Below are 22,924 nucleotides of genomic sequence, written 5' to 3' on the forward strand. Positions count from 1 at the left end.
CCCGTTTGGTTTGAATGCATTCCGCTCCAGGCGTTTGATGGATCTCGTCAAAGGACCGCGAGCCACGCCCCGCGGTCCTTCCCTGTCAGCCTTCGGACGCACTGACTTCGACCAGTACTCCACCCGGCGCATGGCAATAGAACGTCGTCGACTGGATGCGGCCGCGCATTAGCTGCTGGACCTCGCCCGGTTGCAGGCCGGCATCGGCAAGCCCGGCTCGCTTTGCATGCACAAACTCCGGCTTGCCGACGAAGAAGCCAACGTGAAAGCCGTCCGGATAGCTGGCGGGCTCGCCTTTCCCCGGCTTCATCAGATTGAGGATGAAGCCATCGATGCCACGCAGAACCGCGAAGGCGTCCTTGCCGCGCACGGCGACAAATTCAAAGCCGAAATGGCTGGTGAAGAAGCGGGCAAGGCCGGCAACTTCGGTGGTGACGAGATTTATGTGGTTCAGTTTCATGATGCGTCTCCTGCCACGGGTTGAATGCGGACAGGCTTCGACCGAAGAGCGCAAACCGGCGGGACCGCTACATCCGAAAATCCGGACGTGACCCGACCGGCTCGCGAGTTTCGCCTCGCTTGCCGGCCGCGGGTTCTCCCACAAGTAATGTGGCGAACAGGCTTCCCCGAGCATCGTGCTCAGGACGGGAAGAGCCGGACTACCGAACCGGCAATGTCTTTTTCGGCGTAGTTTCTGTAACCGGTCGCCCCGCCGGTGGCAACTGGCCCGATCGATCAGCCCTGAGGCACTACCAGGACCTTGACCTCACCTGGTGCCGACGGGTTGGCAATGATCGCCACCGCCTCGTCGAGGTCGACTTGTCGGGATATCAGCCGGTCTACCTCGATCGCACCCGAGGCGATGAGATCGGCGGCCCGGCGATGGGTAAAGGGATTGAGGAAGGAGCCCAGGACCTTCAACTCGCGGAACAGCAGGTCGAACGGTTCGAACGCCGCTTTCATGCCTTGCGGCATGACGCCGACGACGACAATTGTGCCGCCCGCCTTGGCCAGCCGCATCGCCTGCTCGACGGTGTCTTTCACGCCGGCGCATTCGAACACCACGTCGACGCCGCCCGGCATCAAACCCGACCGGCCGACGATCGCGTCGGTGATGTCGGAAGCGCTGGGATCGACCGTCGCCGTTGCGCCAAGTTCCTCGGCAAGGGCGCGCCGCGAGGCCTGGCGCGTCGACAGGATGATGGTCGTCGCACCGGCGAGCTTTGCCAGTTGAACGGTGAGCAGGCCGATCACGCCGCCGCCGAGCACGGCAACCGACGAACCTGGTCTGATCGCGGCAAGGTCCACGCCATGCAGGCAGCAGCCGAGCGGCTCGCAGAACGCACCATGCGTCGGCGTCAGATCGCCTGGCAGGACGAAAGCCTGTTTCTGCGGCAGGGCAAGATATTCGGCAAAGCCGCCATCGCGATGGATGCCGATGGCACGCAGATTGCCGCAGAGGTTGACCCGGCCGGCCTGGCAATGCGCGCACCGGCCGCAGGCGATGTTGGGATCGCCGGTGACGCGGTCGCCGACGGCAAAGCCGGATACGGCAGGTCCGATCGCCTCGACGATGCCGGAGAATTCATGGCCGAGAGTCACCGGCGGCGTGCACGGGAATTCGCCATGGAAAAGATGCCGGTCGGTGCCGCAGACGCCGCACGCCTCGATCCGCACCAGCAGCTCGTCCGGTCCGGCAGTCGGTTTCTCGACCTCGCACACGGCGAGGCCGCCCACTCGCTCCAGTCGCACCGCCTTCATGGCTGCCGGGCCTTCGTCAATTGAAACTCGGTGGTTGCGACAGATCGGTTGCCGGTGCCGCCGGTTTCGCGGGCGGCTTTTCGTCGAAGCTTGGCGGCTGCGACAGGTCCTGCGCGCCGGGCGCAGCGGGTGCCGTGCTGCCACCGGCCGGCGGCGTGCCGAGCGGCGACAGGCTGGGCATCTCCGGCACCTTGATGTCGATCGTCGCTGGATCGACGACGGCGCCTTTGTAGTGCATCACCATCTGCGGGAAGGCGATGGTCAGGCCGATCATGATCACCTGGATACAGACGAACGGCACTGCGCCCCAATAGATCTGCCCGGTGGTGACGGGCGCGATCTGTTTGCCGGTGAGCCGGTCGAGATAGGGCACGCGTGCGGCGACCGAGCGCAGATAAAACAGCGCGAAGCCGAACGGTGGATGCATGAAGCTGGTCTGCATGTTAACCCCGAGCAGCACGCCGAACCAGATCAGGTCGATGCCGAGCTTGTCGGCCGCCGGCGCCAAAAGCGGCACGATGATGAAGGCGAGCTCGAAGAAATCGAGGAAGAAGGCGAGCACGAAGACGAGGATGTTGACGCCAATCAGGAAACCGACTTCACCGCCCGGCAGCGACGTCAACAGGTGCTCGACCCAGATGTGGCCATTGACGCCGTAGAAGGTCAGCGAGAACACCCGCGCGCCGATCAGGATGAACAGCACGAAGGACGACAGCCGCGTCGTTGAGGCCAGCGCCTGCTTGACCACGTCGAGCGACAGCCGCCCCTTCATCGCCGCCATCGCCAGCGCGCCGACGGCGCCCATGGCGCCGCCCTCCGTCGGCGTGGCGATGCCGAGGAAAATGGTACCCAGCACCAGGAAGATCAGCGCCAGCGGCGGGATCAGCACGATGATCACCTGCTGTGCCAACCTCGACATCAGGTTGATCTTCAGGCGCTGGTCGATGATCGCCACGACATAGATGAAGATCACGCCGATGGTGGCGCCGAGGATATCGGCATTGCCGCCATGGTTTGGCGCGAGGTAGCGATACGCGGCATAGGAAACCACCACCGCCGCCAGCAGCGCCGCCAGCAGCGACAGCACACCGTGACCGAGCGTGCGGGCCTCCAGCGGCAGTGCCGGCATCGACTTCGGCCGGACGATCGACATGAGCAGGATGTAGAGCATGTAGATGCCGGTCAAAATGAGCCCGGGGATCAGCGCCCCCTTGTACATATCGCCGACCGAGCGGCCGAGCTGGTCGGCCAGCACGATCAGCACCAGTGACGGCGGGATGATCTGGGCGAGCGTGCCCGATGCTGCGATGACGCCGGATGCCAGCCGCCGGTCGTAGCCGTAGCGCAGCATGATCGGCAGCGAAATCAGCCCCATGGCAATGACGGAAGCCGCCACCACGCCGGTCGTCGCGGCCAGCAGCGCGCCGACGAAAATCACGGCATAGGCCAGGCCACCACGAACCGGTCCGAACAACTGGCCGATCGTGTCGAGCAGGTCTTCGGCCATGCCGGATCGTTCGAGCACGATGCCCATGAAGGTGAAGAACGGGATCGCCAGCAGCGTGTCGTTCGACATCACCCGGCTGCCGTAGAAATTGTCCGGCAACGCGTGCAGCAACGGCCAGGCGAGGTTGATCGAGCCGCCCGAATAGGGCGACAGCAGCACGCCGATGAAGAAGAACATCAGGCCGTTGGCGGCAAGCGAGAAGGCGACGGGGTAGCCGATCAGCAGGAAGAAGATCAGCGAGGCGAACATGATCGGCGCCATGTTCTGGGCGATGAACTCGATCACGAGCGCACCTCTTCGACGAGCGCCTTGGCTTCTAGCTCGGCCTGTTCATGCACCGATATGAATGGAGTGGGATCGTCCATATGACCGCGCATGATGGCGATTTTCTTGATGATTTCGGAAATGCCCTGCAGCGCAAGCAGGAAAAAGCCGACCAGCAGGATCGCCTTCGCCGGCCAGATGATCAGCCCGCCGGAATTGTTCGACATCTCGCCGCTGCGATACGACAGCGACACATAGGGAACGAAATAGACCACCATCAATGTCACGAACGGCATCAGGAAGAAGACGTGACCGAAAAGGTCGATCCAGTGCTGCACGCGGCGCGAGAACATTCCGTAGACGATGTCGATGCGGATATGGTCGTTCTGCTTCAGCGTGTAGGCGGCGGCCAGCATGAAGGCGGCGCCGAACAGATACCACTGCAATTCCAGCCAGGCGTTCGAGGACATGTCGAACAGCTTGCGGATGACGGCGTTAGCGGCGCTTACCAGAATTGCGAGCAGGATCAGCCACGATACCCATTTGCCGATGAATTCGTTCAAACGGTCAATGGTTCTGGAAAGAGCGAGAAGCCCTGCCATGCATTCCTCCCTTGTGTCAGAGCGCGGCGGTTCCCTGTCCGTTGCGCCGCTGTGGACCAACGGTATGCAGTGCGTGGTTCGGCGGGTCAACACGGGCCTGCCCGCATAAACACAGTTGTGAGGTGACGACCGGCAAAAAAGCTGCCGCGTCCTTTGCATGTCCAAGGACATGCGGCTCTTTCACCAACCAAAGTCGGGTGCGGCTCAGGCGATCTTCTGTTGGTCGCGGCCGGCGCCGATCAGCACAAGCATGGCGACGAGGAACAGGTACATCCAGGCATCGCGCCATTCGAGCGGGAAATAGCCGGCCCATAGCGATTCGGCCATGCCGAAAGCGGCGGCGCCCAGTGCCGCCCGCAGCGGCGAAAGATAGCCGCCTACTGCCGTCACGAACAGGATCTTCAACCCGTAGACCAGGCCGGTGCCGAAGCTGATGTTGCCGTAGTAGAAGCCGGCGAGCACGCCGGCCAGCGCAGCGCAAAGGCCGCCGAAAAGCACCGCACGCCGAAACACCGCGCGGACATCGACACCGCACATCGCAGCAGCCTTGGGATCGTCGGAAACGGCGCGCCAACTGCGGCCGAAGCTCGAATGTGTGAAGCCCCACGCAGCCAGCGCAATGGCCGCCAGCACGGCAGCGCAATCGAGCAACTGGATCAGCGTCAACGTCGCCTTGAAGCTGGCACTCTGCGCGAAGACGATGGTCTGGGCCAGCATCGGTGGCAACCACAGATCGTGGGTGTTGGCGGCGATGCGGCTGGCTTCCGACAAGACCAGCAATATACCGAGCGTTGTCACCACGATCGCATTGGGCGAGCGGTCGGCCAAGGGTTCGAAGATGCTTCGTGACAGAACGTGGCTGATCAGCGCCGCGTAGAGAAACGCCGCAACTATGCCGAGCGCGACCGATGCAAGCAGCGTCAGCCACAGTGCCTGATAGCCGAATGCCGCGGTGAGGATCATCGTTTGCCCGCAAAAGGCGAACAGCGCGCCATAGGCAAGATTGGTGCGGTGCAGGATGCCGTTAGTCAGCACATAGCCGAAGGCAAGCAGTGCGTAGAGCGCGCCCGAATGCAGCCCGTTCAGAACCTGCTGGAAGAAATAGAGCATGCAAAATCCTCGGTGCATGGCTCCGAATAATCGGAAATCGACTTTCGCTGGGATCATGCACAAAATCAAAGTGCTACAAGCCGCGGCGCTCGCAGCCGTGAAGAGCGTTGCACTCGGAATCTAACTTGTCAAATGCGATTTATCGGTTAGATTTCATCGCATGACGGTATCCTGGACTCCGCACCGCTTCACCGGCGGCATGCTTGCGCTCGACACGGCGAACACCGTTGTGCTGCGGCACCATCCGGAGAAGACCTTCGACCGTTTCGACGATCCCGCCGAGATTGCCCGCTTTGCCGAAGCCGCCAGCGGCTTTCGCGCCGCCGAGCTCGGCGGCAGGCGGCTGGAGGCCCCGTCGCCGGACAAGATCGCGCCGGTGGTACTGTCGATCCGCGAAACCACCGATCGGCTGTTTCGCCGCGCGGTGTCGAAAGGTGCGATCGCCACCGCCGACATGCCTGAATTCCTGGAAGCCTGCGCCGACGGCCTCGCCCATGGCCGCACCGAAATCGGGACGCTTGGAAAACCGTTCGGCGACCCGGCGACGCCGATCGCCTTTGAGGCGGCATTGGCGGTCTCGGCGCTGTCGCTGCTGCGCGGCGACACCATCGCCAGGCTGAGGATTTGTCCCAACTGCAGCTGGCTGTTTGTCGACCGAAGCCGCAATTCCAGCCGCCTTTGGTGCGACATGGCGGTATGCGGCAACCGCCAGAAGGCAAACCGTCACTATCGCCGCCGGACGGCGGCGAACGAGGTCCACAATGGCGAGGTCCAGAATGGCTAGGCTGTTTTCGCGCTCGATCGTTGTCGGGGTTGCGCTGATTGTGGCTGCAGCGCTCGGCGCCTGTCGCGAGACGGGCACGGACGACAACGGCGATGGCAAATTGTTCGAGATTTCAGGCAAGATATTCGTGTTCAACTATCGCCTCGCCAGGGCGACCTACCTCGTTACGCTGCGGCCGTTGCGGCCGATGGGGGAGGGGCAGGTCGCGGTCGCCAGCTTCCAAAACCCGGCCGGCGGCGAGCCGCTGGCAGTCGAGCAGAAAATCTGGCCGAAGCTCGACAAGGTGACGCTGGAGAGTCCGGCGCTTCAATGCGTCGTCAAGGACAAGCCTTACGCGATCGCGATCAGCATCAAGGACGCTGACGGCACGATCCTCCAGAAGATCGACACCACTCTGATGTCGACGGAGGACCAGTCCGTCCTGCCCGACCGGCCGCTGGTCATCGATCAGCTTTATACGCCCAATCCGGACCTTGCCGGCCACCCGGACGGCAAGTTGCCGAACGAACCTAAGCCCGACTGTTCGAAAGGTCTCTGACGCATTTTTCGACGGCATCGGATGGCGCGGAATTTTATTGCTGTCGAAAACAGCCGACGCGCGGTTTCTTACGCCGGCGGGCGCGGCGTTGATGATTTGTTGCGGACCGCCTGGCGCTTCGATTTTGTTTGACCTCCCCGGCAAGGGAAGAAAGACTATAGGTACTTGACTCCGACGTTGGCCGCGCACCCTCCAGGTGCGGCTTCCGCACAGGAAATGCCTGATGACGCTGCACAATGTCGCGCTCGACGACAAGTTCGACCTGGCAAAGGAGCGCATCTTCCTGTCGGGTGCCCAAGCAGTCATCCGCATGCTTCTGATGCAACGCGAGCGCGACCGCCGGGCTGGCCTGAACACCGCCGGTTTCGTCTCCGGTTATCGCGGCTCGCCGCTCGGCGGCCTCGACATGCAGCTGTGGAAGGCCCGGGACCAGCTCGCGCAGTCGGACATCGTCTTCCAGCCCGGTCTCAACGAGGAGCTCGCCGCCACCGCCTGCTGGGGCTCGCAGCAGGCCGAATTGCTGGGCGAGGGCACTCGTGACGGCGTTTTTTCGGTCTGGTACGGCAAGGGTCCGGGCGTCGACCGCTCCGGCGACGTGTTCCGTCACGCCAATCTCGCCGGCTCGTCGAAACATGGCGGCGTGCTGGCCCTGATGGGTGACGACCACATGGCCGAATCCTCGACCAACGCGCATGCCACCGAGTTCCTGTTTGTCGACACCATGGTGCCGATCCTCAATCCGGCCGGTGTCCAGGAGATCATCGACTACGGCCTCTACGGCTTTGCCATGTCGCGTTATGCCGGCACCTGGGCGGCGATCAAATGCGTCAAGGACAACATCGAATCGACGGCCTCGGTCGATGCCGCGCTCGACCGGCTAGATATCGTCATCCCGGACTTCGACATGCCGCCCGGCGGCCTCAACATCCGTAACGAGATCGACATGCTCGGCCAGGAGGAGCGGTTGCATGAATACAAGCGCGCCGCTGCTTCGGCCTTCATCCACGCCAACGGGCTGAACCGGATCGTCTATTCAGGCGGCAGCAGCGCGAAGCTTGGCATCGTCACCATCGGCAAGAGTTATCTCGACGTTCGGCAGGCGCTCGAAGACATAGGCATCGACGAAGTGGCCGCCAATCGTATCGGTATCAGGCTGTTCAAGGTCGGCTGCCCGTGGCCGCTCGACCTGCAGCACATCGCCGACTTTGCTCGCGGCCTAGACACCATCGTTGTCGTCGAGGAGAAACGCTCGCTGATCGAGGTGCAACTGCGCGAGAACCTTTACGGCACCGCCACGCAGCCGGTCATCGTCGGCAAGAAAAACGAACGCGGCGACTGGCTGTTCCCGGCCAAGGGCGCGCTCGACCCCAACGACATTGCCATCGCACTCGGCGAGAGGATCTTGCTAACGATCGGCCCGTCGGAAGAAATTGCCGCGCGGGTGGCGAAATTGCGCCAGTTCCAGGCGATGCTGGCCGACACGTCAGACATCGCCTCGCGCACGCCCTTCTTCTGCTCCGGCTGCCCACACAATTCCTCGACCAAGGTGCCGGACGGCTCGCTCGCCGCCGCCGGAATCGGGTGTCATTTCATGGCGCTGTGGATGGACCGCAACACCGTCGGCTTCACTGCCATGGGCGGCGAGGGCGCGCAGTGGGTCGGCCAGGCGCCGTTCTCGAAGCGCGAGCACATCTTCCAGAATCTGGGCGATGGGACCTACAACCACTCGGGTGTGCTGGCGATCCGCTTCGCGCTGTCGACCGACGCCAACATCACCTACAAAATCCTCTACAATGACGCCGTCGCGATGACCGGCGGGCAGCCGCACGAGGGCGGCCTGACGGTGGACATGATCGCCAGGCAGGTGCGCGCCGAGGGCGTCGAGCGCATCGCCATCGTCACCGACGAGCCGGACAAATATACCGGCAAGGTGGAATTTCCCGCCGGCGCCACCATCCACCACCGCGACGACCTCGATCTCGTCCAGCGCGAGTTGCGTTCGGTCAAGGGCGTCTCGGTGCTGCTCTACGACCAGACCTGCGCCGCCGAGAAGCGCCGCCGCCGCAAACGCGGCACCTTCCCCGATCCCGACAAGCGCATCTTCATCAACGAGCTGGTCTGCGAAGGTTGCGGCGATTGCGGCGTGCAGTCGAATTGCGTCTCGATCCAGCCGGTCGAGACCGAATTCGGCCGCAAGCGCAAGATCGACCAGTCGAGCTGCAACAAGGACTTCTCTTGCGTCAATGGTTTCTGCCCGTCCTTCGTCACCGTCCACGGCGCCAAAATCAGGAAAGCCGAAGGCATAGCCGGCACGGCCGACCCGCTCGCTGGGGTGCCGGCGCCGGCGCAATTTACACTCGGTGAACAAGGCTGGGCGGCGATCATAGACGGTGTCGGCGGCACCGGCGTCGTCACCATAGGCGCGGTGCTCGGCATGGCAGCCCACCTCGAAGGCAAGGGCTGCGGCATGATCGACATGGCCGGCCTCGCCCAGAAGGGCGGCTCCGTGTTCACCCATGTCCGTATTGCCCGCACGCCGGACGACATCCACGCCATTCGCGTATCGGCCGGCAAGGCCGATCTCGTGCTTGGCTGCGATCTCGTCGTTTCGGGTGCAAAGAAGGTGCTGGCCGCGGTGCGCGAAGGCCATACCATCTTCCTCGCCAACACCGCCGAGATCATGCCGGGCGAGTTCGCCCGTTCGGCCGATTTCTCGCTGCCTATCGAGCGGCTGAAGAAAGCGATAAGAACTGCCGCGGGCGACGACAAGGCGCATTTCTTCGACGCGACCCACACCGCCACCGCGCTGTTCGGCAGTTCGCTCGGCGCCAACATGTTTATGCTCGGCTTCGCCTTCCAGCACGGCGGCTTGCCGCTGTCGGACGAGGCGGTCGAGAAGGCAATCGAGCTCAACGGCGAGGCGGTGGCGATGAATATCGCGGCATTTCGCTGGGGTCGCCGCGCCGCCCACCAGCCGGATTTCGTGCGCGGCCTTCTCACCCAGCCGGGCAAGGCCACGCAGCCTGCCGCGATTGCCGAGACGCTGGACGACATCATTGCCCGCCGCGTCGCCTTCCTGACCGCCTATCAGAACGCCGCCTATGGTAAGCGCTATGCCGACAGACTGGCAGCGCTGCGTAAGGCCGAAACCAAGCTCGTGCCCGGTTCGACCGTGGTGACCGAAGCTGCCGCAAAGAACCTGTTCAAGCTGATGGCGATCAAGGACGAATACGAGGTGGCGCGGCTCTATACCGACGGCTCCTTTGCCGCAGATCTCGCAAAGCAGTTCCAGAGTTACGACAGGCTCGAATTCCATCTCGCACCGCCGATCATGGGCAGGCGCGGCAGTGACGGCAAGCCGAAGAAATCGAGCTTTGGTCCGTGGATGATGAACGGGTTCCGCCTGCTGGCGGCGATGAAGGGCCTGCGCGGCACCGCTTTCGACCTGTTCGGCTACAGCGCCGAGAGGCGTATGGAGCGGCAGCTTCTTGCCATCTATGAGGCCGACCTGGAGCTTGTCGCCGGCGCGCTGGCACCGGGCAAGATCGAGGCCGCTGCCGCGCTTGTCGCGGTGCCGGCGCTCATCCGCGGCTATGGCCACGTCAAGCGGGCCAGTGCCGAAAAAGCCGCCGGCGAACGCCAGCGTCTGCTCGACCGCCTTTCGACGGCGCCGCTCCGGCCGCAGCTTCAAGCCGCCGAATGATTCAGCGCTGCGATACCCGTTGTTTACCTGAACTGTAGTTTCCCTGTTTCCGCAGCGTCAACGATGGACGCCGGCAGGGCTCGAACCGCCTCTCTAAACCTTTCTTAAGGCGAATGTGACACTGCTGGGTTCCCCAGGGTTGGGATCCAGGCGTGAATCTGAGACGAAAAAACGAGATTCCGGTCGACGTTTACATTCCGTTCGTGGAAACCCTGTTTCGCGACGGCGTGACGCTTTCGATCGGCATTGTCGCGCAAAGCTTCCTGATTGCCCTAGTCTGGTGGAAGAACGGCGACCCGCTTTATCTGCTTGTCGCGATCGTGATGGTTCTCGTCGGCATCTTCCGCATGAGAAACTTCCGGAAATACAACAGCTTGCCCCCGCCGACGACCTGGGAAGAGGCGCACAAGCGCGAGAACGACTATATCCTCTACGGCTCCTTACACGGGCTCACGCTTGGCGCCTTCTGCCTGCTTGGCATCTATTTTGCGCGCGATAATTTCGCCGAGATCGCCTCCGTCTGCCTGACGCTGGCCACGGCGACCTCCATTGCCGGGCGCAACTACGGCTCTCCGCGCATGGTCACTATTCTCACGCTTGCCTTGACATGGCCGATCTCGTTGGGGTTCCTTTTACGTGGCGATATCTACCACATCCTTCTCGGCCTCCTGTCCGCGCCATTCCTGTTTGCGATTCGCAAATTCGCCGACACGGTCCGCGATGTGCTTTTTGCCGCCGTCTCGGAGGAAAAAAAGGCGAACCGCATCGCTCAGCGTTTCAACCGTGCGCTCAACACCATGTCGCATGGTCTTGTCATGCTCGGTCCCGACGGCCGTGTAGCGGTGGCCAATGCCGAAGCCGCGCACCTGATGTCCCTCAAATCGCCCGACGCGCTGCTTGGCCGCTCGATCCACGGTCTGCTGATGCGCGGCGTTGCCGGCGGCATGCTGGCGCCGAAGGATTGCCGCTACATCGAAGCCCAACTGACGCGCGCGTTGCGCGAGGGTCGTGACCGAAAGGTTTTGGTCTCGCTCGCTAACGGCCAGCACTATGAATTTTCGGCGCGCGAGGGCAGCCAGGAACTGGGCGTCGTCACTTTCGAGGACGTGACCGCCCGCGTCGAGGCGGAAGACAAGATCCGCTTCATGGCGCGTTACGACAATCTCACTGGTCTGCCCAACCGCGCCTATTTCCATGAGCTGGTGGTGGAGGCGATGGCCTCGGGCGATCCAGACCGTCTCTGCGGGCTGGTCGTTCTCGACCTCGACGATTTCAAGAGCGTCAACGATACGCTCGGCCATCCGGTCGGCGACGGTTTGATCTACGCCGTTGCCGAGCGGCTGGCGGCAGTCGCCGGGCCAGGCATCACCGTCAGCCGCTTCGGCGGCGACGAGTTCATGATCTTCTTCGAGCGCATCGAGGATGAAAGCCACCTGACCGGCCAGGTCGACGAGATCTTCGTCGACCTGCAGGGCGAGGTCGATGTCGCCGGCCACGGGTTGCGCATCCAGGCCAGCGGCGGCGCGGTGCTGTCGCGGGTCAAGGACACCGATGTCGACGCCATGATCGTCAAAGCCGACCTTGCACTCTACAAGGCCAAGGAGCTTGGCAAGAATGGTTGGCGGCTGTTCGAGGCCTCCATGGACGCTGCCTTCCGCAGCCGTCAGCTGATGAAGGCGGACCTGCGCAGCGCAGTGGAAAACAACGAATTGCGGGTTGTCTATCAGCCGATCGTGGCGATGAGCACGATGCGTATCGCCAGTTGCGAGGCGCTGTGCCGCTGGGATCATCCAGATCTGGGACCGATCTCGCCCAGCATCTTCATTCCGCTGGCGGAGGAAATGGGGATCATTTCCGACATCAGCACCTTCGTCCTGCATGCGGCCTGCACGGAATGCGCCAAATGGCCGGCCCAGACCAGCGTGTCGGTCAATCTCTCGGCTAAGGATTTTCGTAACCGTGACGTTATCCAGAAGGTTCGCGAGGCACTTGCCGGTTCCGGTCTGCCGGCCGGCCGCCTCGAGATCGAGGTCACCGAGACGGCGCTGCTCGACGACAAGTCGCTGACACGCCAATATATCGAGGAATTGAAGCGGCTCGGCGTGCGTATTGCACTCGACGATTTCGGTACCGGCTATTCGAGCCTGAGCTATCTCCATAAACTGCCGCTCGACAAGATCAAGATCGATCGCTCGTTCCTGATCGACGTCACCCAGAACAGCCGGTCGCTCGAATTGCTCAAGGGCATCGTCAACCTGTCACGGCCGCTGGGACTTTCTGTCACCGTCGAAGGCGTCGAAACCTTCGAACAGCTCAAGATCCTGGCATTGCAGGTCAAGCCCGACCTGGTCCAGGGCTTTCTGTTCGGGTCGGCGCTCAGCGCGTCCGGCATCGAGACGATGTCGAGCACGGTCTGGCCCTTTGCCAAGGACATCAAAACAGCGAGGAAGGCGACGCGGCGTTGATTTTTATGTCGAAAAACCGCGCAAATTTAGTACAATTTGGTCGATTGTTAACCTTAACGAGCGGTAAACAACCTCCTGCTTATTTTCATCTTTACATCTCAGGACCCTGCCTTAGTGTCGGCTGGTGGCGGTAATTCGCGGGGATAGAGTTCATGTGTGCCCAGTTGACTTCGCTCGGCCATGCGGCGAGCGCGGGCGGGGAAAATTCGTCCGAAACCATGTCCAGTTTCGCCAGGAATGTTTCGGCGATGCTAGAGCGGACGGAATACCGCCGTTGCGACAAGGGCGAGGATCTCGAGGACATCTATCGCCTACGCTACAAGTCGTACCGTTCCAACGATATGGTTCCCGACAACGAGAACCACACCATTCACGACGAACTCGACGAGGTGCCTAACGTCTTCCGGTTCGGTGTCTACATCGACCAGGAACTCGTCAGCACGCTGCGTATTCATCACGTCACGCTGTCGACGCCAAGATCGCCTTCCACCAAGGCTTTCGGTGACATCGTCAGGCCGATGCTGGGGGAGGGCATGAGCTTCATCTGCCCCAGTCGGTTCGCCTCCGACCCGGAATGGTCGCGCGTCTATCCGCAGATACCTTATCTCACGCTGCGGCTCGCCGGCATGGCATGTTTTCACTTCAACGCGCCCTATTGCCTTTCGACCATCCGTGAGGATCACGCCGGCTTCTACAAGCGGATCTACTACGCCGAGAAGATCAGTGAGCCCCGTGCCTATCCTGGCGTCTATAACAAGGTCGTGCTCTACCGTGCTGATGTTGGCGCTATTCGCGAACGGTCGCTGTCGCGCTTTCCATTCTTCCGTTCGACGCCAATGGAGCAGCGTATGTTATTCAATGCGCCCGGTGCCGGCGAACTCGCTCCGCTGACCATCCTGCCTACCGCCAAGTATTTTCGCGAAGCCGCCTGAACGAGCCCATGGAGCCTTCCGGTAGCTTCGGCGTTCTGGGCAAGGTGCTGGTGGTAGGCTGGCATCCGCCAAGCATCGCTTCGATAGCGATCCGATCCAAGGAACCGATATGACCATTTCGACACTCGCCCTTACCCCGCTTATCTCGCTGATTGCAGGCGTGCTGATCCTGGTGATGCCGCGGCTGCTCAATTATATCGTCGCCCTTTATCTGATCGTTGTCGGCCTGCTCGGGCTGTTCCCGCATCTCGCCAGCTAACGACATCGGCAATAGCGGACCTGCCATCCATTGTGATTGGTATCGCCGCGCTCCGACCCGCCTCGTTTCAGGGGTTGGGTCAGTCATAGCCGCTGCGCACGTTGCGGCACATCATTGACGCAGCGATTTCAAGTTTCGCTTGAGACTGTTGGCTGCGGCGCTGCGGCGATGCGGCAATAGCGCCATTGCCCTTAACGCGGCTTTTCGCTATGTGCCTGAAAGATGTCTTCGAAGGGGTATTCCTATGGCTGAACACACGCCGACCGGTCCTGTCGAACTGGGCGCGAAGATGGATTATGCCGAGCACGACCGCACCTATGCCGGCTTCCTGATGCTGGCCAAATACGGGTCGCTGTTTTGCGCCGCAGTGCTTCTGGCCATGGCGTTCGGCTTCTTTGTGGGCGGCTTCTTCTCGGGGACCATCCTGTTCGTTCTGATCCTGGCCGTCGGCGCCTTTATTCTCCGATAACTCCTCCAATTTTTGTCGAGGACGCCGGGCGTCTTGCGGTAACGGGTTGCGGCCGAAAGGATCATGCGGTGGGACAGACGGTTTTCATCCCTCGTGAGCTCGACGCGAACGAGCCGCGCGTCGCGGCCTCGCCCGACACGGTGAAGCGGCTGGCGGCGCTGGGTTTCGACGTGGTCGTCGAAGCTGGCGCCGGCGCGGCGTCGCGCATTCCCGACGAGGAGTTTGCCAAGGCCGGCGCCGCGATCGGCAAGGCCGGCGATGTTTCCAGGGCTGATGTCGTGCTGAAGGTGCGCCGGCCGAGCGATGCCGAGCTGAAAGTCTATCGGCCGGGCACTGCCGTGATCGCCATCATGGATCCCTATGGCAACGATGCCGGCGTCGCCGCGTTGGCCAGGGCCGGTGCTACTGCTTTTTCCATGGAGTTCATGCCGCGCATCACCCGCGCCCAGTCGATGGACGTTCTATCCAGCCAGGCGAACCTCGCCGGCTATCAGGCGGTGATCGACGCGGCTGCCGAATATGACCGGGCGTTGCCGATGATGATGACGGCGGCTGGCACGGTACCGGCGGCGAAGGCCTTCATCATGGGCGTCGGCGTCGCCGGTCTGCAGGCCATCGCCACCGCGCGCCGCCTCGGCGCCGTGGTCACCGCCACCGATGTGCGCCCGGCTGCCAAGGAGCAGGTTGCTTCGCTCGGCGCAAAGTTCCTGGCGGTCGAGGACGAGGAATTCAAGGCGGCCGAGACGGCCGGCGGCTACGCCAAGGAAATGTCCAGGGAGTATCAGGCCAAGCAGGCGGCGCTGACCGCCGAGCACATCGCCAAGCAGGACATCGTCATCACCACCGCGCTGATACCGGGCCGGCCGGCGCCGAAGCTGGTTTCTGCGGCAATGGTCGCCTCGATGAAACCCGGCTCGGTGATCGTCGACCTTGCGGTCGAGCGTGGCGGCAACGTCGAGGGCGCCGTTCCGGGGCAGGTGGTGACCACCGCCAACGGGGTAAAGATCGTCGGCCATCTCAACGTTCCCGGTCGCGTCGCCGCCTCCGCCTCGCTGCTCTATGCGAGAAACCTCTATGCCTTCCTCGAGACGCTGGTTGACAAGGCGACGAAGACGCTTGCCATCAACCGCGACGACGAGCTGGTCAAGGCAACCATGCTGACCGATGCCGGCAAGGTCGTGCATCCCGCCTTCGTCAGGGCTGAGCAGGAGCCGCCAAAGGGCCAACATGTCGAACCGCCGGCCATTCCGGCCAAGACGATGGTTGCCGAGGCTTCGGCGAAGCCGGCTGCGAAGAGGCCGGCCGCTTCGAGGAAGCCCAAGACCACCGGAGGGATCGCGTGATGGATCAGACCCTGCAGAAAGCCCTCGACCAGCTCGACCAGGCCACAGCTGCCGTCCGCCTTGCGGTACAGAACCTGGCCACCGCGCCCGGCACCGAGGCCGCTGGTGACGCCGCGCACGCGCTGTCCGGCGGCGCGATCGATCCCTTCGTCTTCCGCTTCGCCATCTTCGTGCTGGCGATCTTCGTCGGCTACTACGTCGTCTGGTCGGTCACGCCGGCGCTGCACACGCCATTAATGGCGGTCACCAACGCCATTTCCTCCGTCATCGTCGTCGGCGCGTTGCTTGCCGTCGGCATCTCGGCCTCGGGCATCGCCACCGGCTTCGGCTTTGTTGCGCTGATGCTGGTATCGGTCAACATCTTCGGCGGCTTCCTCGTCACCCAGCGCATGCTGGCCATGTACAAGAAGAAGGAAAAGTAGGCCGCTATGAACGCCAACTTCGCCTCCTTCCTCTATCTGGTCTCCGGCATCCTGTTCATCCTGGCATTGCGCGGCCTGTCGCATCCGACCACCAGCCGCCAGGGCAACATGTACGGCATGATCGGCATGGGCATCGCCATTGTCACGATGCTGGCGCTGGCCACCCCTTCCGCCGGCCGCTTTGCGCTGATCGTGCTCGGCCTCGCCATCGGCGGCTCGGTCGGTGCGGTCACGGCACGGCGCATTGCCATGACCTCGATGCCGCAGCTGGTCGCCGCCTTCCACTCGCTGGTCGGTCTTGCCGCGGTCATGGTGGCGGCCGCCGCCATCTATGCGCCGGAAAGTTTCGGCATCGGCACCGTCGCCGATATCCATGCCCAGGCGCTGATCGAGATGAGCCTCGGCGTTGCCATCGGCGCCATCACCTTCACCGGCTCGGTCATCGCCTTCTTGAAGCTCGACGGCCGCATGTCGGGCAAGCCGATCATGATCGGCGGCCGTCACTTCATCAACGCAGCCCTGGGCATAGCGCTCATTGTGCTGATCATGCTGCTCGTCACCACCGAGTCCAAGCTGGTGTTCTGGCTGATCGTTGCCGCCTCGCTCGTGCTCGGCGTCCTTCTCATCATCCCGATCGGCGGCGCCGACATGCCGGTGGTCGTATCGATGCTCAATTCCTATTCGGGCTGGGCAGCGGCGGCACTCGGTTTCACGCTCGGCAATCTGGCGCTGATCATCACCGGCGCGCTGGTCGGCTCATCGGGCGCCATCCTGTCCTACATCATGTGCAAAGGCATGAACCGAAGCTTCATCTCGGTCATCCTCGGCGGCTTCGGCGGCGAGACATCAGCCGCTGCCGACGACGGCATCGAGCGCACCGTCAAGCAGGGCTCTGCCGAGGATGCCGCCTATCTGATGATGAATGCGCAAAAGGTCATCATCGTGCCGGGTTACGGCATGGCCGTCGCCCAGGCGCAGCACGCGCTGCGCGAAATGGCCGACAAGCTCAAGGCCAACGGCGTCGACGTCAAATACGCCATCCATCCGGTGGCCGGCCGCATGCCCGGCCACATGAATGTGCTCTTGGCGGAAGCCAACGTGCCTTACGACGAAGTGTTCGAGCTGGAGGACATCAACTCTGAGTTCGCGCAGGCCGATGTCGCCTATGTCATCGGCGCCAACGACGTCACCAATCCGTCCGCCCGCGACGACAAATCGTCGCCGATCTATGGCATGCCGATCCTCGACGTCGACAAGGCGCGCACCTGCCTGTTCGTCAAGCGCTCGCTCGGGTCCGGCTATGCCGGCATCGACAACACGCTGTTCTACAAGGACGGCACCATGATGCTGCTCGGCGACGCCAAGAAGATGACCGAGGAGATCGTCAAGGCGATTGATCACTGAAACGGCGTCGTTGCCAACTCACTGCCGGTCGTCGAAATACAGCCCTGGCTCCGCGCCGGGCTTTTTCTTGGCTGTTACCGGTTCTGAAGCTACGATAGCGACCCGTCGTCTTGTCTAACGGCGTCATCGGTGGAGGTGCTGGTGCCCGACCCTGGTTCTGCCGCGTCGCCGGCCGCCGATCTGACCGCAGCAGAGAAGGTGCCGCGCAAGCGCAGCCAGGCGGTGGTGGTCGTGCACGGTATGGGCGAACAGCGGCCCATGGACACGTTGAGGGGATTTGTCCAGGCCGTTTGGAGCCACGATCCGGCCCGTGCTCCGTTCTATGCCCATGTCGCTGATCCGGCCGACCCAATGGGTGCGAAGATCAACCAGAGCTGGATCACGCCCGACAGCCGGACCAATTCGCACGAGCTTCGCCGGATCACCACACCGTATGATGTCGATGGCCGCCGCACCGATTTCTACGAGCTTTACTGGGCCGACATCACCCAGGTCACGACCCGGAGCCGCCTTGCTGCCTGGGTGACGACCCTGCTCTGGCGCAAGCCCGCCGATATTCCGCGCGATGTGCGCAAACTCTATGTCGTCACGCTTTTGGCCACCATCGTCGTCCTTGGCGCGGCGCTGGCGCTCGCAACGTCGGCCTGGCAAGGCTATATCTCCTGGACGACCGGCGTGCTTGTCACCGTCCTGGCGTCGTTCGTTATCTGGTCGGTGGACCAGTTTGGCCTGCCCTATTTCGGCGATGTCGCCGCCTATGTGCGGGCCGAAGCGGCGACGGTCGAGAAGCGCGCGCTGGTCCGCGAGCGTGGCCTCAAGCTGCTGAAGCGCCTTATGGTGGACGACGCCTACGACCGCATCGTGCTGGTCTCGCACAGCCTGGGGTCGATCATAGCCTATGATCTGTTGCAGATATTATGGGCCGATTTCAGGCCTCGAAAGCTGGAAGCCATTCGCGACAGAGCGAGGCTGAAGGCGATCCACGCCGTCGATAAGGCGACGCTGGCCGCCGATGCTTCCGCCTGGCCCGACCGCCTCGATGACCTCCCCGCATTCCGGCGCGGCCAATGGGAACTCTACCGGCAGCTTCGCGACAGTGACGCCGATCATCCGCTGCCGTGGAAGATCAGCGATTTCGTCACGCTCGGCAGTCCGCTGACCCACAGCGAGTTTCTGGTGACCTACAATCTTGCCGAGTTCAGGCGCGGCATCGCCGAGCGGCTGTTCTCGGCATGCCCGCCGATCGCCGACAGGGCGGCGGGCGGGACTATGCTCTATCAGGAAGGCCGCAGCCATTCGGGCAAGCCACAGCGGGCGGTGCATCATGGCGCGATGTTTGCCGCGATGCGCTGGACCAACATTTTCGACAGAGGCAATGGCTGGTTGACCGGCGACCCGATCTCCGGGCCGATGACGGAGAACTTTGGTCCGGGCGTGGAAAACATCCAGGTCGAGCTGCGCGGCTCGCTCGGCCGCGTCTTCACACACACGCTCTACTGGTCGTTGACGGCGAGCGGCGTCGAGGCCAACGCACCGTCCGGCGTGCCGCGCTCGCACCTTGCCGTGCTGCGCGATGCGGTCGATCTCGGCCGCAAGCTGGGGGACTGAGCTGTCGGTGGCGAGCAACGCACGACAATGCTGCGCCGACAGCTCAAAGCAAGGTCCGCTTCGGGGTAATCTTCGAAGCGGACCGAGTTCGCTTAGGCGCCGATCAACGATTGGTCAGGAAAATCGCTTCCTCGTCGTCGCGCTGCCTGCCGCCAAGTGCTGCAGCCGCACTGGCAATGAAAGCCCCGACGACCAGCGACAGCGCGCCAATCAATGAGAAGGTGGCGCCTGCCTTTCTGGCGGTGTCGGCCGCCTGCTGGGCCTTGACCTTGGCCTCCTGCGCTTTGGCGATTACCGCATCGACGCGAGCGGTGGCATCCGCTTCCGACAGGCCTGTGCGGGCGGCCACCAGCCGCGACAGATAGGTCTTATCATCGGCCGATATTTCGCCTGCTGCCGCACTCGCGATCAGAATGCGCGAAGCCTGGGCCGTTGCCGCGGCATCGCTCTCCGGATTGGCGGCAGCGAGCCTTGCCGGATCGGCGGGGCGGAACAGCGTATCGACGAAATACGATGTGGCGTTGTCAGTCGAGGCGCCACCCGCGTTTGCAGTGGCACCTGCCGAAGCACCCATTGCCGCGCCGGATGCCACAGTCGAAGCAGCCTGCACACCGGTACCTATCGCGGCCGAAAGCGCCGTGCCGAGCACGCCGGCGACGAGCAGCGTCGCCAGCGCCCAGGCCAGGAAGCCGTGAGCGGTATCGCGGAAGAAGACTTCATCGGTGTGGATACCAACCCATTTGGTGCGCAGGCGCCCGGCTAGGTAGCCGCCGAGGGCCGATGACAGCCACTGCACAATGATCAGCCAGACGGCGGTGGAAACGGCGAAAGTGGTGACTGACGCACCCGAGCCGGACCATGGCGACACCATACTCAGCCCAAGCCCGGACCCGAGCAGCATCAAAATGAAGGTAAGTGTCGACGCAGCAAAGGCGCCGGCGACGATTGGTCCCCAGCTGACGGCGGGGGATGAGGATTCCGTCGGTGCGGAAACCTCGGTAGTCGTTAGGGTGGACGGCATGGAAGCCTCCTACCTTGCAAAAAGCAGAATCAGAATAATGATCGGAATCGGGACTCCGAGAAGCCAGAGCAAAATGCCACGTCCCATGAATGCCTCCTGCGGCGATTGTGATCAACTACAATGCCTTGAAAGACTTTCCGTTCCGGGAGATCCTCGGTGATCTTTGTTGCGGTGCAGCAGTCGGCGTCGGTGCGCCAAGATGCACCAATGCACTTCATGCCTGCAGGCTGGGTATTCTGGATGGCGGCTCAGATGTCCAGATTGGCGACCGACAGCGCGTTTTCCTGGATGAATTCGCGCCTTGGCTCAACCTCGTCGCCCATCAGTCGCGAAAACAGTGAGTCCGCGTCAGTCGCGTCATTGACCTTGACCTGTAAGAGCGAGCGCACATTCGGGTCGAGCGTCGTTTCCCAGAGCTGCTCGGCGTTCATTTCGCCAAGGCCCTTGTAGCGCTGCATGGTCAGACCCTTGCGGCCGGTGGCAAACACGGCATTGAGCAGTGCCAGCGGCCCCGAAATTGTTTCGGAGACATCCTTGCGGCGCAGCACCGGCGGCTCGCCATAGATTTCTGCCAGGCGCGGCGCATAGCGGTCGAGCTGGCGTGCGTCGGCGGAATTGATCAGCGCCAGGTCGAGATGCGCGAACTCCTTGACGCTGCGCACCGTGCGCTCGAATACATAGCCGCCGACGCCCTCGTTGGAGGTCGACATGCGGCCTGTCCAGCCGCGCTCGGTGTCCTCGGCGATAATGTCGAGACGGCGGGCAACGCGCTCGGCCATCTCGTTGGCGCGACCGAGGTCGGTGAAGATTTCGGGGTTGAGCGCGCCGGCAATCGCTGCCTGCTCCACCACGCCTCTGTTATAGCGCGTATGCAATCCGTTGATGAGCTGGCGGACAGCCAGGGCATCGTCGATGGCGCTGCGCAGATCCTGTCCGGCCCGCACCTCGCCCGTGCTGAGCGCAAGCGACGCTTCTTCCAGCCCCGAGCCGATCAGGAATTCCTCGAAGGCGGCTTCATCCTTGATATATTGCGAGCTCTTCCCTCGTGTCACCTTATAGAGCGGCGGCTGCGCGATATAGAGATGACCGCGTTCGATCAGTTCCGGCATCTGGCGGAAGAAGAAGGTCAGCAGCAAGGTGCGGATATGGGCGCCATCGACATCGGCGTCGGTCATCAGGATAATCTTGTGGTAGCGCAGCTTGTCGGCATTGAACTCGTCCTTGCCGATCGAGGTGCCGAGCGCGGTGATCAGCGTGCCGATCATGTCGGAGCCGAGCATGCGGTCGAAGCGGGCGCGCTCGACATTGAGGATCTTGCCGCGCAGCGGAAGAATGGCCTGGTTCTGGCGCGAACGGCCGCCCTTGGCCGAGCCGCCCGCGCTGTCGCCCTCGACGATGAAGATTTCGGATTTCGCCGGATCGCGCTCCTGGCAATCGGCCAGCTTGCCGGGCAGCGAAGTGACGCCGAGCGAGCTCTTGCGGGTGATGTCGCGTGCCTTGCGCGCGGCTTCACGCGCGGCGGCGGCCTGGATGACCTTCTCGATGACCGCCTTGCCCTCGGTCGGGTGCTCCTCGAGCCAGGTGCCGAGCGCCTCGTTGACGAGCCCTTCGACCACCGGGCGAACCTCGGACGACACCAGCTTGTCCTTGGTCTGCGAGGAGAATTTCGGGTCGGGAACCTTGACCGACAGCACCGCGGTCAGGCCTTCGCGGCAATCGTCGCCGATCAGCGCCACTTTTTCCTTCTTGGTCAGGCCCGAGGAGTCGCCATAGCCGGTTATCTGGCGTGTCAGCGCACCGCGGAAACCGGCGAGATGCGTGCCGCCGTCACGTTGCGGGATGTTGTTGGTGAAGGCCAGCACGTTCTCGTGGTAGCTGTCGTTCCACCACATGGCGACTTCGACGGTGATGCCGTCGCGCTCAGCGCGGATCGAAATCGGCTTGTCGAGCAACGGCTTCTTCGTTCGGTCGAGATATCGGACGAACTCTTCCAGCCCGCCATCATAGTGCAGTTCATGGCGCACGATGTCGGCATGGCGGGCATCGGTCAAAACGATGCGCACGCCGGAGTTCAGGAAGGCGAGCTCGCGCAGCCGGTGCTCCAGCGTACCATAGTCGAACTCGACCATGGTGAAGGTCTCGGACGACGGCAAGAACGTGATTTCGCTGCCGCTGCGCCCTTCATAGGTGCCGGGGACCTTGTCTTGTTCATAACTGCCGGTGATGCGCAGCGGTGCGTCGGCGTCGCCATGCGTGAAGCTCATCTCGTAGATCTGGCCGTTGCGGCGGATCTTCAGTTTCAGCCAGGCCGACAGTGCGTTGACGACCGACACGCCGACGCCGTGCAGGCCGCCCGACACCTTGTAGGAGTTCTGGTCGAACTTGCCGCCGGCATGCAGCTGCGTCATGATCACTTCGGCCGCCGAAATGCCTTCGCCGGTGTGGATATCGGTCGGAATGCCGCGGCCATTGTCGATGACCGTCACCGAGCCGTCCGGATTGAGCGTCACCGTCACCAGGTCGGCATGGCCCGCCAGTGCTTCGTCGATGGCGTTGTCGACCACCTCATAAACCATGTGGTGCAGGCCCGAGCCGTCGTCGGTGTCGCCGATATACATGCCCGGCCGCTTGCGAACGGCGTCCAAGCCCTTCAAAACCTTGATGGAATCGGCGCCGTATTCGGCTTCAACGCCGTTGGCGATGTCGGTCTGGTCGCTCATGAAAACCTGTCT

18 protein-coding genes are annotated in these 22,924 nt (G+C 62.8%); 11 read left to right on the forward strand and 7 right to left on the reverse strand.

All coding sequences use genetic code 11. The features are described 5' to 3' along the window. Positions 1-85: 85 nt before the first annotated feature. The 5 genes from NKI22_RS23700 to NKI22_RS23720 all read right to left on the reverse strand — a co-directional run bounded on the left by NKI22_RS23700 (position 86) and on the right by NKI22_RS23720 (position 5,244). On the reverse strand, positions 86-460 hold the full coding sequence (locus NKI22_RS23700; protein WP_352484380.1) for a VOC family protein: 375 nt from the start codon (positions 458-460) through the stop codon (positions 86-88). 275 nt (positions 461-735) lie between these two features. Then, positions 736-1,761 carry a zinc-dependent alcohol dehydrogenase family protein gene (locus NKI22_RS23705; protein WP_023718053.1) on the reverse strand — a complete coding sequence of 342 codons (1,026 nt, stop codon included), beginning with the start codon at positions 1,759-1,761 and terminating at the stop codon, positions 736-738. 16 nt (positions 1,762-1,777) lie between these two features. Then, positions 1,778-3,550 carry a TRAP transporter large permease gene (locus NKI22_RS23710; protein WP_031193698.1) on the reverse strand — a complete coding sequence of 591 codons (1,773 nt, stop codon included), beginning with the start codon at positions 3,548-3,550 and terminating at the stop codon, positions 1,778-1,780. Beyond that, the gene (locus NKI22_RS23715) at positions 3,550-4,134 is read right to left on the reverse strand and encodes a TRAP transporter small permease subunit (RefSeq protein WP_023718051.1); all 585 of its coding nucleotides are present in this window, start codon (positions 4,132-4,134) and stop codon (positions 3,550-3,552) included. The genes NKI22_RS23710 and NKI22_RS23715 overlap by 1 nt, the downstream gene beginning before the upstream one ends. A gap of 204 nt (positions 4,135-4,338) precedes the next feature. Beyond that, positions 4,339-5,244, reverse strand: a complete 906-nt coding sequence (locus NKI22_RS23720; protein WP_023718050.1) for a branched-chain amino acid ABC transporter permease — start codon at positions 5,242-5,244, stop codon at positions 4,339-4,341. 160 nt (positions 5,245-5,404) lie between these two features. Here NKI22_RS23720 and NKI22_RS23725 point away from each other — a divergent pair, with 160 nt between their 5' ends. From NKI22_RS23725 to NKI22_RS23775, 11 genes are all read left to right on the forward strand, one after another. Continuing rightward, the gene (locus NKI22_RS23725; RefSeq protein WP_023718049.1) at positions 5,405-6,028 is read left to right on the forward strand and encodes a CGNR zinc finger domain-containing protein; all 624 of its coding nucleotides are present in this window, start codon (positions 5,405-5,407) and stop codon (positions 6,026-6,028) included. Continuing rightward, complete coding sequence (locus tag NKI22_RS23730) at positions 6,021-6,566, forward strand: hypothetical protein (RefSeq protein ID WP_023718048.1); 546 nt, start codon at positions 6,021-6,023, stop codon at positions 6,564-6,566. The genes NKI22_RS23725 and NKI22_RS23730 overlap by 8 nt, the downstream gene beginning before the upstream one ends. Positions 6,567-6,789: 223 nt before the next feature. Further along, a complete protein-coding gene (locus NKI22_RS23735) occupies positions 6,790-10,269 on the forward strand; it encodes an indolepyruvate ferredoxin oxidoreductase family protein (RefSeq protein ID WP_352817187.1) in 3,480 nt (1,159 codons plus the stop codon). A gap of 152 nt (positions 10,270-10,421) precedes the next feature. After that, the gene (locus NKI22_RS23740; protein ID WP_352817190.1) at positions 10,422-12,734 is read left to right on the forward strand and encodes a putative bifunctional diguanylate cyclase/phosphodiesterase; all 2,313 of its coding nucleotides are present in this window, start codon (positions 10,422-10,424) and stop codon (positions 12,732-12,734) included. A 152-nt stretch (positions 12,735-12,886) separates the two neighbouring features. After that, positions 12,887-13,666, forward strand: coding sequence for an N-acyl amino acid synthase FeeM domain-containing protein (locus NKI22_RS23745; protein ID WP_352817193.1), 780 nt, complete (start codon positions 12,887-12,889; stop codon positions 13,664-13,666). Between the two features lie 109 nt (positions 13,667-13,775). Next, positions 13,776-13,925, forward strand: a complete 150-nt coding sequence (locus tag NKI22_RS23750) for a DUF3096 domain-containing protein (protein WP_023718043.1) — start codon at positions 13,776-13,778, stop codon at positions 13,923-13,925. A 244-nt stretch (positions 13,926-14,169) separates the two neighbouring features. After that, positions 14,170-14,394, forward strand: a complete 225-nt coding sequence (locus tag NKI22_RS23755) for an aa3-type cytochrome c oxidase subunit IV (RefSeq protein ID WP_023718042.1) — start codon at positions 14,170-14,172, stop codon at positions 14,392-14,394. A 68-nt stretch (positions 14,395-14,462) separates the two neighbouring features. Then, positions 14,463-15,737: a Re/Si-specific NAD(P)(+) transhydrogenase subunit alpha gene (locus tag NKI22_RS23760; protein ID WP_352484384.1), complete on the forward strand. Its 1,275-nt coding sequence runs from the start codon at positions 14,463-14,465 to the stop codon at positions 15,735-15,737. Further along, positions 15,737-16,159, forward strand: a complete 423-nt coding sequence (locus tag NKI22_RS23765; protein ID WP_036244434.1) for an NAD(P) transhydrogenase subunit alpha part 2 — start codon at positions 15,737-15,739, stop codon at positions 16,157-16,159. The genes NKI22_RS23760 and NKI22_RS23765 overlap by 1 nt, the downstream gene beginning before the upstream one ends. 6 nt (positions 16,160-16,165) lie before the next feature. Further along, positions 16,166-17,563: an NAD(P)(+) transhydrogenase (Re/Si-specific) subunit beta gene (locus NKI22_RS23770; protein ID WP_352958938.1), complete on the forward strand. Its 1,398-nt coding sequence runs from the start codon at positions 16,166-16,168 to the stop codon at positions 17,561-17,563. Between the two features lie 141 nt (positions 17,564-17,704). Beyond that, complete coding sequence (locus NKI22_RS23775; RefSeq protein WP_352817198.1) at positions 17,705-19,171, forward strand: hypothetical protein; 1,467 nt, start codon at positions 17,705-17,707, stop codon at positions 19,169-19,171. Between the two features lie 103 nt (positions 19,172-19,274). Here the strand turns inward: NKI22_RS23775 and NKI22_RS23780 are convergent, their stop codons facing one another. Next, positions 19,275-20,192 (reverse strand): hypothetical protein, encoded by a 918-nt coding sequence (locus NKI22_RS23780; protein ID WP_352640545.1) that lies wholly within the window; start codon positions 20,190-20,192, stop codon positions 19,275-19,277. 248 nt (positions 20,193-20,440) lie between these two features. Next, a complete protein-coding gene (gyrB, locus tag NKI22_RS23785; protein WP_023718036.1) occupies positions 20,441-22,912 on the reverse strand; it encodes a DNA topoisomerase (ATP-hydrolyzing) subunit B in 2,472 nt (823 codons plus the stop codon). Positions 22,913-22,924 lie beyond the last annotated feature (12 nt).

The organism is Mesorhizobium sp. M0778 (assembly GCF_040320105.1).
In the GTDB taxonomy this organism is placed as follows: Bacteria; Pseudomonadota; Alphaproteobacteria; order Rhizobiales; family Rhizobiaceae; genus Mesorhizobium.